Origin of the sequence: Pseudomonas sp. FR229a, assembly GCF_030209115.1 — a bacterium.
Lineage (GTDB): Bacteria > Pseudomonadota > Gammaproteobacteria > Pseudomonadales > Pseudomonadaceae > Aquipseudomonas > Aquipseudomonas moraviensis_A.
In genome coordinates, this window is sequence record NZ_JARVSP010000026.1 from 1 (window position 1) to 14,048 (window position 14,048).

Below are 14,048 nucleotides of genomic sequence, written 5' to 3' on the forward strand. Positions count from 1 at the left end.
ATCCCCCAATCAGTTCCCTCTCCCTCCGGGAGAGGGCTAGGGTGAGGGGCTTTTGATCTTCAGGCCTTACCGGGCCAGGCGCTGACGAACTCGGCCAGATCGACCTTCTCTGCCACGCGCGGCTCTTTCTGCGGCGTACCAAGGTAGAGAAACGCAATGACTTCCTCGCCTTCCACCAGCCCCAAACCTTCGGCGACATGCTTCGAATACGCCAGATCCCCGGTGCGCCACACTGCACCAATCCCCTGCGCATACGCCGCCAGCAGAATGCCGTGGGCGGCGCAGCCCGCCGTGAGCAATTGCTCAGCCTTCGGATATTTCACGTGTTCCTGCAGTTTCGCGATCACCACAACCACCAGCGGCGCGCGCAGTGGGCCGTTGCGCGCCTTGTCGATCATCGCGTCGGTGACTTCGCCGCCCTGCTGGCGGGCCGCCTCGGCCAGCAGCTCGCCCATTTGTTCACGTGCGGCGCCTTCGACGGTCAAAAAGCGGTACGGCTGCAGATGCCCGTGATCCGGGGCGCGCAACGCTGCGCCGAACAGGGCTTCGCGCTGCTCGGCAGTGGGGGCCGGTTCGACCAGTCGGGGTACGGAAACACGGTTGAGCAACGCGTCGAGAGCCTGCATCGGCCACCTCCTTTGAAAAATGTGCGGCTATTCTAGCTGCAACTGCACAACGCCTGCCGGTTTACATGCCTTGCCCCGCAGGTAGAATGGCGCCCTTCTTCCACCAGCCCGAGCGGATTTCATGGCGTTGCCGACCTTACGGACCATTGGTTTCATCATCGGCATTTTCCTGATCACCCTGGCTGTGGCGATGGTCGTGCCGATGGCCACGCTGGTGATTTTCGAGCGCACCAGCGACCTGCCGTCGTTCCTCTGGGCGAGCATGATCACCTTCGTCGCCGGCCTCGCGCTGGTGATTCCCGGTCGACCGGAACACGTGCATCTGCGCCCGCGGGACATGTATCTGCTGACGGTCAGCAGCTGGTTGGTGGTGTGCATTTTCGCTGCGCTGCCGTTTCTGCTGACCCAGCACATCAGCTACACCGACTCGTTTTTCGAAAGCATGTCCGGCATCACCGCCACCGGTTCCACCGTGCTCAATCATCTGGACAGCATGTCCCCGGGCATCCTGATGTGGCGTTCGATGCTGCACTGGATCGGCGGCATCGGCTTTATCGGTATGGCGGTGGCGATTCTGCCGCTGCTGCGCATCGGTGGCATGCGCCTGTTCCAGACCGAATCTTCCGACCGCTCGGAAAAGGTCATGCCGCGTTCGCACATGGTGGCGCGGCTGATCGTGGCGGCCTATGTCGGCATCACCATTCTCGGCAGCCTGGCGTTCTGGTGGGCCGGGATGAGTCCGTTCGATGCGATCAACCACGCAATGTCGGCGATTTCCACCGGTGGTTTTTCGACCTCCGACCAGTCGCTGGCGAAGTGGACGCAACCGGCGGTGCACTGGGTGGCGATCGTCATCATGATTCTCGGCAGCCTGCCGTTCACCCTGTACGTCGCCACGCTGCGCGGCAATCGCAAGGCGTTGATCCGTGATCAACAGGTGCAAGGTTTGCTGGCCATGTTGCTGGTGACCTGGCTGGTGCTCGGCACCTGGTACTGGTGGACCACCAAGCTGCATTGGCTGGAAGCACTGCGGCATGTGGCGCTGAACGTGACCTCGGTGGTCACCACCACCGGTTTTGCCCTGGGTGACTACAGCCTGTGGGGCAACTTCTCGCTGATGCTGTTTTTCTATCTGGGCTTTGTCGGCGGCTGTTCCGGCTCGACGGCAGGCGGAATCAAGATTTTCCGTTTCCAGGTCGCCTACATCCTGCTCAAGGCCAACCTTAATCAGCTGATCCACCCGCGCGCAGTGATCAAGCAGAAGTACAACGGTCACCGCCTCGACGAAGAAATCGTCCGCTCGATCCTGACCTTCTCGTTTTTCTTCGCTATCACCATCTGCGTGATCGCCCTGCTGCTGTCGCTCTTGGGTGTCGACTGGATGACCGCGCTGACCGGTGCCGCCAGCACCGTGTCCGGCGTAGGCCCGGGCTTGGGCGAAACCATCGGCCCGGCGGGCAACTTCGCCACCCTGCCGGATGCGGCCAAGTGGATTCTGTCGTTCGGCATGCTGCTCGGCCGACTGGAGATCATTACTGTGTTTGTGCTGTGTATTCCGGCGTTCTGGCGTCACTGACCGGGCTCGGTGCCTGAAGCAACCGCGCCCGGTAGTCGCCGGGCGTGGTGTCGAACCAGCGACGGAAAGCGCGGAAGAAATTGCTCGGATCGGCAAAGCCCAACAGGTAAGCAATCTCCAACAGGGTCATGCTCGGTTGCGCCAGATACTGCTCGGCGAGTTCGCGGCGAGTGTCATCGAGCAACTGCTGGAAACTGGTGCCCTCCTCCTGCAAACGACGCTGCAAAGTACGCTGCGACAGGTGCAAGGTCTGCGCCACGGTGTCGCGTTTGGGCTCGCCCTGAGGCAGCAAGCGGCACAGCACCTGCCGCGCCCGATGTGTCACGCGACTCTCGGAAAACCGCGCCAGATACTCCCCGGCAAACCGGTCATGCAACAGCGCCATGGCTTCGTTGGCGGTTGGCAGCGGCGCCTCCATATCGGCACGTTCGAAGATCAACGCATCGTAAGGCGCGTCGAACACCAATGGCGCGTGGAAGGCTTCTTTGTAAGGTTGCAGATTGGCAGGCTGATTGCCCTGGATCAGCACTTTGAGCGGATGCAGCGGGCGCCCGGTCAGCCAGCCGCACAGCGCCAGTGCGCAGGCCAGTGACGCTTCGGCACTCTGCCGGGTCGGCGGCAGATGATCGCCGTGCACGGTGAGGATCAGCGCGTACCCCTCATCGAGCAGGCGAAAACTCAGGTCGGCGCTTTCGGCAATGATGCGTTGATAGCGCACCAGGCGCTGGAAGCCTTCAACCAGCGTATTGCTCGACATCAGTGCGTAGCCGGCGACATGAAACGAGGCCGGGCGCACCACTTTGCCCATGTTCAGGCCGATCGCCGGGTTGCCGGAGACCTCCACCGCGCGCTGCCAGAGCCGGGTCATGGAGTCCTGCGGGAAACGCGCATCCGGATCGTCGAGGGCACTGAAATCCAGCCCCAGTTGCTTGAACAGAACCCGGCAATCCAGGCCGTCCATTTCCAGTGCTTTGACTATCCCCATCGCCCAGCTTGCAGAGGTCGTTCGTTCGCTCATGGTTGTTATTCTTTTACATGACGGGCTGCAGGTGACCGCCCTATTTGCGAAGGATACTAAAGTGGCGCCGATTGTCACTGGCCCACGCCAATGATCACTCTAGACTCAAATAAGCTCCCCGCCGAACAACTTGTCGCCAGAATAATCACCACAGAGATAGCGGTCGTGGAAAACATCAAGCGGTTCAACAGCTTCGCCGAGTTCTACCCGTATTACCTCGCCGAGCACAGCAACAGCACCTGCCGTCGCCTGCATTTCATCGGCACCTCTCTGGTCATCTTCATTCTCGCCCTGAGCATCGCCAAGGGCGCGTGGCTGCTGTTGCTGGCGTTGCCGCTGGCAGGTTACAGCTTTGCCTGGATCGGCCATTTCTTTTTCGAGAAGAACCGCCCGGCGACCTTTCAGCACCCGCTGTACAGCCTGCTCGGCGATTTCGTCATGTACCGCGACATGATTCTCGGTCGCGTGGCGTTTTGAATGAGGGTCTGCCAATGAATGCCCATGCTCGCTTCACCCATATGCAGGACGGCACCGAGGAAGACTGGGCGATCATCGCCGCCGATTTCAGTGCCTATGCCAAGGAGCTGCCGTCGCGGATCCTCGCACATTTGAAACTGCTTGAAGGCGACTTCGGCGGTTTCCCGGTGGATCGCCTGACCCACTCGCTGCAAACCGCGACCCGTGCCTTTCGCGACGGGCGTGATGAGGAATACGTGGTCTGTGCACTGTTGCATGACATTGGTGACACCCTCGGCTCGTACAACCATCCAGACATCGCCGCAGCGATTCTGAAGCCGTTCGTCAGTGCGGAAAACCTGTGGATGGTGGAGAAACACGGGATCTTTCAGGGCTATTACTTCTTTCATCACCTGGGCATGGATCGACACCTGCGCGAGCAGTTCAAGGACCATCCGCAGTTCCACGCCACCGCCGAATTCTGCGCCAAATATGATGCCGCGGCGTTTGATCCGGGGTACGACACGTTGCCGCTGAGTTTCTTCGAGCCGATGATGGAAAGGCTGTTTGCGCAGCCAAAGAACTCGATTTACAAAGCCGCGATGCAAGAACATAGCCCAGCCTGAAAACACATGTGGGAGCGAGCCTGCTCGCGAAAGCGCTGTATCAGGCACAGAAGTTTTGTCTGACACTACGCCTTCGCGAGCAGGCTCGCTCCCACAGGGTTTCTCTTTCGCTCAGGCGATCTCGGCAACTTTGGCAGCTTTCAATTCCGCCTCCCGCGCCTGGGCATCCGCCAGCCGATACAGCTCGATCGTGCCGTCCCAATGCTCGATCAACGCCGTGCACGATTCAACCCAATCGCCGCAATTGAGGTAATCCACCTCGCCGACCTTGCGAATCTCGGCATGATGGATATGTCCGCAGACCACGCCATGCAATTCGCGCTTCACACATTCGTGCGCAATGGCTTCTTCAAAGTCGCTGATGAAACTGACGGCGGTCTTCACCTTGTGCTTCAGATACGCCGACAACGACCAGTAACCGTAGCCGTAACGGGCGCGCCAGTGGTTGAGCCAGCGGTTGAGGGTCAGGGTGAATTCGTAGGCCGAGTCACCGAGAAAGGCCAGCCAGCGGTGATAGCGAGTGATCACATCGAACTGATCGCCGTGGATCACCAGCAAATGCCGGCCATCGGCCGTGACGTGCACTGCCTCGTCGACCAACTGGATATTGCCCAGAATCAACTTCGAATAGCGCCGCAGAAATTCGTCATGGTTGCCGGTGACATAAATCACCTCGGTGCCGCGCTTGCTCATGGTCAGCAGCCGGCGGATGACGTTGGTGTGCGCTTGCGGCCAGTACATGCCGCCGCGCAGTTTCCAGCCGTCGATAATGTCCCCGACCAGATAGATCTTGTCGGCGTGGTAGCCCTTGAGGAATTGCGACAAGTGCTCGGCCTGACAATCCCGCGTGCCCAGGTGCACATCGGAGATCCACAGGGTTCGCACCCGTTGTTTGCGACTGGGTCTGGCGAGCTCGGCGCTGGTCATGGGCAACCCTCTGCGATGTTTTCGCCAGCTTGCGCGCGCACCGTTAATCGACCGTGACAGATGCGCGTCAGTCGTGTGACAGCAGTTGTCTTCAACTAATTGACGAATCGGACGACAGACGCGACGGCGCCAGCCCTTTAGACTGGCGCTCTTTTGATGATCGTTCCCACGCTCCTGCGTGGGAACGATCGATTACAGAAAATTGTGTCTGGATTAAGGATTGCAATGACTCCGCGTACCGCCCTCGGCGCCCTGCATATCGGCGCTTTGATGTTCGGCCTGACCGGTGTGTTCGGCAAACTCGCTGCCGCGTCGCCGGCGGTCATCGTGTTCGGCCGCGCCGCTTTCGCCGTGCTTGCCCTGGCCTTTTTTGCTCGATTCGCCAGCCAGAGCGGCTGGCAAAAGCTGCAAGCGGTGGACTGGCGACGCCTGGCGCTGAGCGGCGTGTTGCTGGCCGGGCACTGGGTGAGCTTTTTCGTATCAGTGAAAGTCGCCGGGGTGGCCATCGCGACGTTGGGCTTTGCCAGTTTCCCGGCGTTCACGGTGATTCTCGAAGGGCTGATCTTCCGCGAACGCATCCGCGCCAATGAAATCGTGCTGGTGGTCTTGGTCAGCGTCGGTCTGGTACTGGTGACCCCGGCGTTCGATCTGGGCAGCGGCGCGACCATCGGCTTGCTCTGGGCCGTGCTGTCCGGCCTGCTGTTTTCCCTATTGTCGTTGACCAACCGCGCCAGCTCCGGGCGAATCCCGGCGGTGCAGGCAGCGTTGTGTCAGAACGTCGTCGTGGCCTTGTGTCTGTTGCCGGTCGCGGCGCCGCAGCTAAGTGCGGTGCGCGCGCTGGACTGGCTGTGGATCGCCCTGCTCGGGGTGTTCTGCACGGGCGTGGCGCACAGCCTGTTCGTCGCCAGCCTGGCAGTGATCAAGGCGCGCACGGCGGCGGTGGTGTTCGCCATGGAGCCGGTCTACGGCATCACCATTGCCTGGCTGCTGTTCAGTGAAACCCCGACCCTGCGCATGCTCATCGGTGGCGCGCTGATCATCGTGGCGATCATGGTGTCGGCGCGAATGTCAGGCGGCAGCGACAGGAAAACCGCCGCTGCCGAGGCAGCCTCTCACTGAATGCGATCGTTGTGGCCGAGGTCGCGGTCAGGATCGATCTGATCGCGCACCCGCTGCTTCAATACCTTGGCCTCCGGGAAGCCGCCGTCGGCCTTGCGCTCCCAGATCTGCACGTCCGCGCAGGTGATGTGAAACACCCCGCCGGTGCCCGGCACCAATGACACTTTGCCCAGGTCTTCAGCGAAAGTGCTGAGCAGTTCCTGGGCCAGCCACGCCGCGCGCAGCAGCCACTGGCATTGGGTGCAGTACGTGATGACAACTTCGGCTTTGGCAACGGTCATGATCGCTGAAACTCCTGAGACAGAGGGCGCCGCTATAATAGCCGGCTTTACCGCTTGCCCCGAGACTCACAATGCGCCGTTTGCTGTTCTGCCTGCTGCTTGGTTTCCTTCCCCTGCTGGTTCACGCCAGTGACGCGCCACGACCGAAAGTCGGCCTGGTGCTGTCCGGTGGCGCGGCGCGCGGGCTGGCGCACATCGGCGTGCTCAAGGCGCTGGAAGAACAAGGCATCAGGATCGATGCGATTGCCGGCACCAGCATGGGCGCGGTGGTCGGCGGCCTGTACGCCTCGGGTTACAAGATCGACGAGCTGGAAAAACTCGCCCTGGGCATCGACTGGCAGGCGGCACTGTCCGACGCGCCGCCGCGTGAGGACGTGCCATTTCGGCGCAAGCAGGATGACCGCGACTTTCTTGTGAAGCAGAAACTCAGCTTTCGCGACGACGGCAGCCTCGGCCTGCCGTTGGGCGTGATTCAGGGCCAGAACCTCGCGCTGTTGCTGGAAAGCCTGCTGGCCCACACCAGCGACACCCGCGACTTCGACAAGCTGCCGATCCCGTTTCGCGCCGTGACCACCGACATCGCCAATGGCGAAAAAGTGGTTTTTCGCAAAGGTCACCTGCCGCAGGTGATCCGCGCCAGCATGTCGATCCCGGCGGTGTTCGCCCCGGTCGAGCTCGACGGGCGCCTGCTGGTCGACGGCGGCATGACCGACAACATCCCGCTGGATGTCGCACGAGAAATGGGCGTCGACATCGCCATCGTTGTCGATATCGGCACGCCGCTGCGCAACCGCAAGCAGCTGACCACGGTGGTGGATGTGCTCAACCAGTCGATCACCCTGATGACCCGGCGCAATTCCGAAGAGCAACTGGCGACTCTGCATGCCGATGACGTATTGATTCAACCTGCGCTGGCAGCGTTTGGCGGGACCGATTTCGGCAAGGCTCAGGAGATGATCGATGCCGGCTACCGCGCCACGCGAATCCTCGACGCGCGGCTGGCGCAACTGAAGCCGGCGCAAACCCAGGACACCGAACTCAACGCCGCCCGCCAGCCTGGGCAGCGCACGCCAATCATTACCGCGATCCGCGTCGAGAACGATTCGAAAGTCGATGATGACGTGATTCGCTATTACATCCGCCAGCCGATCGGCGAACCGCTGGATCTGGGGCGCCTGCATTCGGACATGGGCACGTTGTACGGCCTGGATTACTTCGACCAAGTGCGTTATCGCGTGGTGCACAAAGGCCAGGATCACACCCTGGTCATCAGCGCCAGCGGCAAGCGCAGCGGTACCGATTACTTGCGGGTCGGCCTCAATCTGTCGGACGACATGCGCGGCGACAGTGCTTTCAACCTCGGCGCCAGTTACCGCGTCAACGGCATCAATCGCCTCGGCGCGGAATGGCTGACCCGCGCGCAGATCGGCGACAAACAGGAGCTGTACAGCGAGTTCTATCAGCCGCTGGACGTCGGCTCGCGCTACTTCGTCGCGCCCTACGCGTCGTTCGAGGCGCAGAACGTTGACTCGGTGCTGGATAACGATCCGATCGCGCAGTATCGCGTCGAGCGTTACGGTTTCGGTCTTAACCTCGGTCGGCAGATCGGCAACAACGGCGAAGTGCGCTTCGGTGTCGGCCAGGCCTGGGGCAAGGCTGACGTGCGCATCGGTGATCAGGATCTGCCGAGCGAGAGCTTCAACGAAGGTTTCTATACCGTGAAGTATTCCTACGACTCGCTGGACAACGTGTACTTTCCGCACGAGGGCAAGGACGTCAGCCTGACGTTCGCCCAGTTCGAGCCAGGTCTGGGTTCAGACAACCGCTATCGCCAATGGGAAGCGAAGTTCGACAAGGCCATGAGCCACGGTCCCGACACACTGATTCTGGGCGGGCGCTATGGCCGCACACTGGACGATGCCAACGTAGTCACTTCAAGCTTCCTGCTCGGCGGCGCGCGGCAGTTGTCGGGGTTTCGTGAGGACGCGCTGTCCGGGCAGAACGTCAGCCTGATGCGCGCTGTGTATTACCGGCGCCTGACACCACGCTCCTATCTGCCATTGGACTTCCCGCTGTACGCCGGCGCTTCACTGGAACGCGGTCGGGCGTGGAACAACGACAATGAGTTCGACAGCGGCTACATCAATGCCGCGAGTGTGTTCATCGGCTTCGATACGCCGCTGGGGCCGTTGAATTTCACTTATGGGTTGAATGATGCGGATGAGCAAGCGGTTTATCTGAATCTGGGGCAGACGTTCTGACCTGAAACCGGCGTTGGCCGATCTGACGCCTTAGAGAGCAGGCTCGCTCCCACAGGTACAGCGAATTTCATTGTGGGAGCGAGCCTGATCGCGAAAGCGCTCTTGGATGAACCGGTATTCGTCGACACTCAGCGAATCCCTGCCAACAACGTCCGCGCTGTCTGCTTCAACGGTTCATCCCCTTCCTTGAGCAATTCATTGAGCAGCGCGATCGCACTGTCGATGTCGCCGTCGTCGATGCAGGTTTGCGCCTGTTCGAGCTTGCCGGCGGCCTCGGTTTCGCTGGACTCGGGCAATTGCAGATCCAGAGGCTGCAACACCAGTGACGGCTCGGGATCGCCGAATTCGTTGAGGAAGTCATCGTCGAGCGGCTGAGCGTCGGGTTCGGGAATCCATTCAAGCTCGGCTTCTTCGGCAGACGCAGCCTGTGGCAGTTCGAAATCGACCGGCAGCACTGACAGGCTGGTGCCCAGCTGCGGATCATCGATCGGCGGTGCTGCGGAATCAGTGCGGCTGTCGTTGAGATCCCAGTTCGAATCCATCGACAGCTCGCCCAGATTCAATTCGAAATCATCCTCGGGAGCGCTGAGCGTCGACGCGAGCGGCGCGGCCAGAATCGCTGCCGGGGCCGCGGGCAGCTCGGGCGCGTTTACCGTTGCTGCAAACGCCGCCGGTGCAACGCCGGCCAGTTTTGGATGGCGAGCGCGGGCTTCAACCAGTGCGTGATCATCAACGCCGAGCGCGCGCAGATGGTTTTCCTGCTGCTCAAAAGCGGCGCTGTCACCCTGCCGCCCCAGTACTTCAAGGAGCTGCAAACCAAGATCGGTACGCTCGGGTTCCTTGTGCAACGCATCACGCAGCAACCCCGCAGCTTCGCTGAGTCGGCCGTAGGCCAGATAGATCCCCACGGCCTCCAGCACGTCGCCGGCAGCGGGTTCGTCGCGATGATCGGCGGCCGCGTGCGAACCAACGGCATGTTGCAGTTCGGGTTCATCGACGTCGTCGGCACTCACAGGCAACAGCGGCAGCGGCGTGCCATCGACGGTCGAACGCTGCTGACGGCGGCGTATGAACAAAGCGGCCAGCGCGCCCAGCAGCACTATCAGCCCGCCGAGCAGTGGCCAGTTCAGGCCGTCATCGGTTGACTCGACCGGGGCTGAAACAGGGGTCGGGGCCGGCGCGACCACCGGCGGCGGCGCTTTCTGCAATTCGGCCAGACGGGTTTGCAAATCTTCCACCTGCTTCCTGCCGTCGGCTATTTGCACTTGCTGTTCTTGCAGTCTGAGGTTCTGTTCGTCGAGGGTCTTTTGCAGTTGCTGGGTCAGCAGCACGCTGGCCGCCAATTGCTCGGCCTGCGCGTCATTCGCAGGCGCGGCCGGCGCTGACGGCAAGGACGCCTCAGCACGTTTGCCCTGAGGCGCCTGGGCCGGTGCGGTGACAGGTTCGACGGTCGGAAAAGCGGAGGATTGCGGGCGCGGATCCGGCTCGTCGGTGGCCGGCACGATGCCCGGCGAACCCGGCGGGTCGATCAGCACCGTGTATTCACGCAGCAGACGGCCGTTGGGCTGATCGAGCTGCACGAGGAAATTCAGGAAGGGTTCGTTGACCGGTTTGCCCGACGTCACCCGGATCATCTGGCGATTGCCACGCAGGATCGGGGTGAACTTGAGGTCGTTGAGAAAGAACACCCGCTCGACGCCGGCGCGGCCGAATTCATCCGCCGAGGCCAGGCTGGCCGAGAGATCGTTTGGCGTCAACGTGCCGACATCGACCAGTGCGATGTCGGCCTTGAACGGCTGATTGAGGGCTGAGTGAACAGTGATTTCGCCCAACCCCAATGCCATCGACCAGGTCGAATAGCTGAATACACCGGCAGCGAGCAGCCATTTGGCGCCCCCGCGCAGCATGTGCCGACTTGCGAGCATGAGCATCCCTTAAATAAGCAAAACCGGTTTCTATGCGTTCGCACATCCGGTACGAACACGATATTGCCCAGTAGTTCTTATAGTCGGCTCAGCGCGATCTCTCAAAAAATCGCCGTCGGGATGTGCCTCAAGATTTTTCCAGATTGGCCAGAATGTGCCCGTGAACGCGCATGCACACCTTCAAATCCGCCTCGTCGACGCCTTCGAACAATTCGTGGCGCAGTTGTGTGGCAATGGTTTCGATTTGTTCGATCAGCGGCAGCGCAGGTGCGCAGAGAACGATTTTTTTCGCTCGACGGTCTTCCATCACCGACTGGCGTTGCACCAGTCCCTGGTTTTCCAGACTATCGAGCAAGCGCGCCAGAGTCGGGCCTTCGACGCCGACACTCTGCGCCAGTTCGCGCTGGGTCGGCGCTTCTTCAAAGCGCGCCAGATGCAGCAGTACCAGCCAGCGTGCCTGCGACAGGCCCAGCCCGGCAAGGCGGCGATCCAGTTCGGCACGCCAGCCACGGGACATCTGGGCCAGTTGCATACCAAAGCGATGTTGATCGGTTAACGGCATAAAACACTCACGGTCAGACTGAAAATACGGAAAATCTAATTATTAGTCAGCTAAGCATGGGTGGCAGTTATAGGCAAGAGTCGCTCTGTATTGAATCGTTACAACTGCGCAAAGATCAAAAGCCCCTCACCCTAGCCCTCTCCCAGAGGGAGAGGGAACTGAGTGGGGGATGCTTTTGAAATTCGCCAACGTCAAAGCGCTGTGCTGAATCCATAATCGACTCGATTTTGCGGGTCGACATATGACACCAGACCCCTCACCCCAGCCCTCTCCTCGGGGAGAGGGCTGGGGTGAGGGGGCGGGCAAGATTACATCTCGAATTCAGACTGCAACGCCGCCCGCACACAATAAAGCACGCCTTCAGGAACTCGCCCGGCGAACAATTCGGCGACTTCGGCGACGGACGGCAACTCGCCCTCGCCATCGAGAAACGCGTCCTGCACTTCACCCATCAGCTCTTCTGGCAAGTCCAGCGCTTGCTCCAGCGACAATTGCTGCTTGCCGATGGCTTCGGCGAGCATCGCGTAGACGTTCTTCTCCGAGCACTGCAGCTGCCCGGCGATCTGCAGCGGCGTCATGCCGGCGCGGGCCAGGGTGATCAGCTCGTGACGGACATCGGCCACCACCTTCGGCGCCTCGGCCTCGCCGCCGAGCACTTCGAGGAAGGCCTCGCCGTAACGCTCCAGCTTGCGCGCGCCGACGCCGCTGACCCGGGCCATTTCCGCCAGCGAGGTCGGCTGGCTGCGGAGCATTTCCAAAAGCGTGGAGTCGGGAAAGATGACGTACGGCGGTACGCCGTGTTCTTCGGCGAGCTTGCGCCGTAGTGCGCGCAAGGCTTCCCACTGTTCGCGCTCCTCGCCGCGCACCAGTTGGCTGGCCTGGCTCTTGCTGCCGGTCTTGGCGGTGACTTGCGGTTTCAGGTCGCGGCGCAGCTCCAGTTTCACTTCGCCTTTGAGCAATGGTCGGCAACTGTCATTCAAGCGCAGACCGCCATACCCCTCGTGATCGACATCAGCCAGCCCGCGCGCCACCAACTGGCGGAACAGGGAACGCCATTCGCTCTCGCTCAACGCCTTGCCAACGCCAAACACCGACAAATGCTGATGGCCGAAGCTGCGCACCTTTTCGTTGTCCTTGCCCAGCAACACGTCGACCAGATGACCGACGCCATATCGCTGACCGGTGCGGAAAATCGCCGACAAGGCCTGGCGTGCTGGCTCTGTTGCATCCCACGTCTGTACGCCGTCGACACAGTTGTCGCAATGGCCGCACGGCTCGGGCATGTCCTCATCGAAATAGGCCAGCAACGCCTGACGCCGGCAGCGGGTCTCTTCACACAGCGAGAGCATGGCGTCGAGCTTGTGCTGCTCCAGACGTTTATGCCGTTCGTCGCCTTCGGAGTTCTGCAGCATTTGCTTGAGCATCACCACGTCTTGCAGACCGTAGGCCATCCACGCATCCGCAGGCAGACCATCACGGCCGCCACGCCCGGTTTCCTGGTAATACGCCTCAAGGGATTTCGGCAGATCGAGGTGAGCGACAAAGCGCACGTTGGGTTTGTCGATGCCCATGCCGAACGCCACTGTGGCGACCATGATCAGCCCTTCCTCATTGAGGAAGCGCTTCTGGTGATAGGCGCGCAGATCGTTGGGCAGACCGGCGTGGTACGGCAGCGCCGGGAAGCCCTGTTCGCTAAGGAACGCCGCGACCTCCTCGACCTTTTTGCGCGACAGGCAATACACGATGCCGGCGTCGCTGCGCCGTTCGGCGAGGAACGCCAGCAACTGTTTGCGCGGCTGCTCCTTCGGGACGATGCGGTAGAAAATATTCGGACGGTCGAAGCTCGACAGGAAGCGTTCGGCGTTCTGCAGATGCAGGCGATCGACGATCTCTTCACGGGTGCGCTTGTCGGCGGTCGCGGTGAGGGCAATGCGCGGAACGTGGGGGAACAGCTCTGCCAACTGGCCCAGTTGCAGGTATTCGCGGCGGAAATCGTGGCCCCATTGCGACACGCAATGCGCTTCGTCGATGGCGAACAGGGCAATTTCCAGGCTTTGCAGGAACGCCAGCATGCGCGGCTGCACCAGGCGTTCAGGGGCGAGATAGAGCATTTTCACTTCGCCGCGCTTGATCCGCAGGGCGAGATCACGCTGTTGCTCGGCGCTCAGCGTGGAGTTCAGAGCAGCAGCGGCGACGCCCAGCTCTTCAAGGGTTGCGACCTGATCGTCCATCAGTGCGATCAACGGCGATACCACTACGGCCAGGCCTTCGCGCAGCAGCGCCGGTACCTGAAAGCACAACGACTTGCCGCCACCGGTAGGCATCAGCACCAGCGCATCACCGCCGCTGGCCACGCGCTCAATGATCGCACCCTGACGGCCACGGAAACTGTCGTAGCCGAAGATGTCCTTGAGGACGCGTTGAGCCTGTTCGAGCATAAAAACTCCAAAAATCTACCGATACATCCCTGCTCAGGCTGGTTCAGAGCAGCCTCGGCTGCTTAAACAAAACGTAAGAACACATTGCATGACCAGCGCAGCGCCGGCAGGGATCGCAAAACGCGGCAGTATACCCGAGGCCTTCGCCGCAGAGGGTGCCGCTGAGAAGACATCGCCCGACTTGCAACATATGCCCCCTGTAGGAGTGAGCCTGCTCGCGATCGCGTCAGCAC

General features: G+C 61.2%; 12 protein-coding genes. 5 read left to right on the forward strand and 7 right to left on the reverse strand.

All coding sequences use genetic code 11. From position 1 onward, the window contains the following. Positions 1-59: 59 nt before the first annotated feature. On the reverse strand, positions 60-626 hold the full coding sequence (locus tag QRN33_RS21635; protein ID WP_217850576.1) for a nitroreductase family protein: 567 nt from the start codon (positions 624-626) through the stop codon (positions 60-62). Positions 627-747: 121 nt separating this feature from the next. Between QRN33_RS21635 and QRN33_RS21640 the strand changes: the two genes are divergently transcribed. Continuing rightward, positions 748-2,202 (forward strand): TrkH family potassium uptake protein, encoded by a 1,455-nt coding sequence (locus QRN33_RS21640; protein ID WP_042607491.1) that lies wholly within the window; start codon positions 748-750, stop codon positions 2,200-2,202. Here the strand turns inward: QRN33_RS21640 and QRN33_RS21645 are convergent. Next, positions 2,159-3,220, reverse strand: a complete 1,062-nt coding sequence (locus tag QRN33_RS21645; protein ID WP_285410021.1) for an AraC family transcriptional regulator — start codon at positions 3,218-3,220, stop codon at positions 2,159-2,161. The two genes, QRN33_RS21640 and QRN33_RS21645, sit on opposite strands and share 44 nt — an antisense overlap. A gap of 165 nt (positions 3,221-3,385) precedes the next feature. Between QRN33_RS21645 and QRN33_RS21650 the strand changes: the two genes are divergently transcribed. Both QRN33_RS21650 and QRN33_RS21655 read left to right on the forward strand, forming a co-directional pair. Then, positions 3,386-3,697, forward strand: a complete 312-nt coding sequence (locus QRN33_RS21650; protein ID WP_042607489.1) for an Mpo1-like protein — start codon at positions 3,386-3,388, stop codon at positions 3,695-3,697. Between the two features lie 14 nt (positions 3,698-3,711). Then, a complete protein-coding gene (locus QRN33_RS21655; protein ID WP_065617427.1) occupies positions 3,712-4,302 on the forward strand; it encodes an HD domain-containing protein in 591 nt (196 codons plus the stop codon). A 111-nt stretch (positions 4,303-4,413) separates the two neighbouring features. Here QRN33_RS21655 and QRN33_RS21660 read toward each other — a convergent pair whose 3' ends face one another. After that, positions 4,414-5,229 (reverse strand): UDP-2,3-diacylglucosamine diphosphatase, encoded by an 816-nt coding sequence (locus tag QRN33_RS21660; RefSeq protein WP_025110572.1) that lies wholly within the window; start codon positions 5,227-5,229, stop codon positions 4,414-4,416. A 225-nt stretch (positions 5,230-5,454) separates the two neighbouring features. Here QRN33_RS21660 and QRN33_RS21665 point away from each other — a divergent pair, with 225 nt between their 5' ends. After that, positions 5,455-6,348 carry a DMT family transporter gene (locus QRN33_RS21665; protein ID WP_285410025.1) on the forward strand — a complete coding sequence of 298 codons (894 nt, stop codon included), beginning with the start codon at positions 5,455-5,457 and terminating at the stop codon, positions 6,346-6,348. Here QRN33_RS21665 and QRN33_RS21670 read toward each other — a convergent pair. Then, the gene (locus QRN33_RS21670) at positions 6,342-6,629 is read right to left on the reverse strand and encodes an Rdx family protein (protein ID WP_285410026.1); all 288 of its coding nucleotides are present in this window, start codon (positions 6,627-6,629) and stop codon (positions 6,342-6,344) included. The genes QRN33_RS21665 and QRN33_RS21670 overlap by 7 nt on opposite strands. A gap of 71 nt (positions 6,630-6,700) precedes the next feature. On the opposite strand from QRN33_RS21670, the gene QRN33_RS21675 reads away from it, so the two are divergent. Next, on the forward strand, positions 6,701-8,890 hold the full coding sequence (locus tag QRN33_RS21675) for a patatin-like phospholipase family protein (RefSeq protein WP_285410027.1): 2,190 nt from the start codon (positions 6,701-6,703) through the stop codon (positions 8,888-8,890). Between the two features lie 128 nt (positions 8,891-9,018). On the opposite strand, the gene QRN33_RS21680 is transcribed toward QRN33_RS21675, so the two are convergent. From QRN33_RS21680 to recQ, 3 genes are all read right to left on the reverse strand, one after another. Further along, positions 9,019-10,815, reverse strand: coding sequence for a motility hub landmark protein FimV (locus tag QRN33_RS21680; RefSeq protein ID WP_285410029.1), 1,797 nt, complete (start codon positions 10,813-10,815; stop codon positions 9,019-9,021). A 127-nt stretch (positions 10,816-10,942) separates the two neighbouring features. Next, complete coding sequence (locus QRN33_RS21685; RefSeq protein ID WP_016771142.1) at positions 10,943-11,377, reverse strand: MarR family transcriptional regulator; 435 nt, start codon at positions 11,375-11,377, stop codon at positions 10,943-10,945. Positions 11,378-11,685: 308 nt separating this feature from the next. Continuing rightward, complete coding sequence (gene recQ, locus QRN33_RS21690) at positions 11,686-13,815, reverse strand: DNA helicase RecQ (RefSeq protein WP_064362088.1); 2,130 nt, start codon at positions 13,813-13,815, stop codon at positions 11,686-11,688. Between the last annotated feature and the right edge of the window lie 233 nt (positions 13,816-14,048).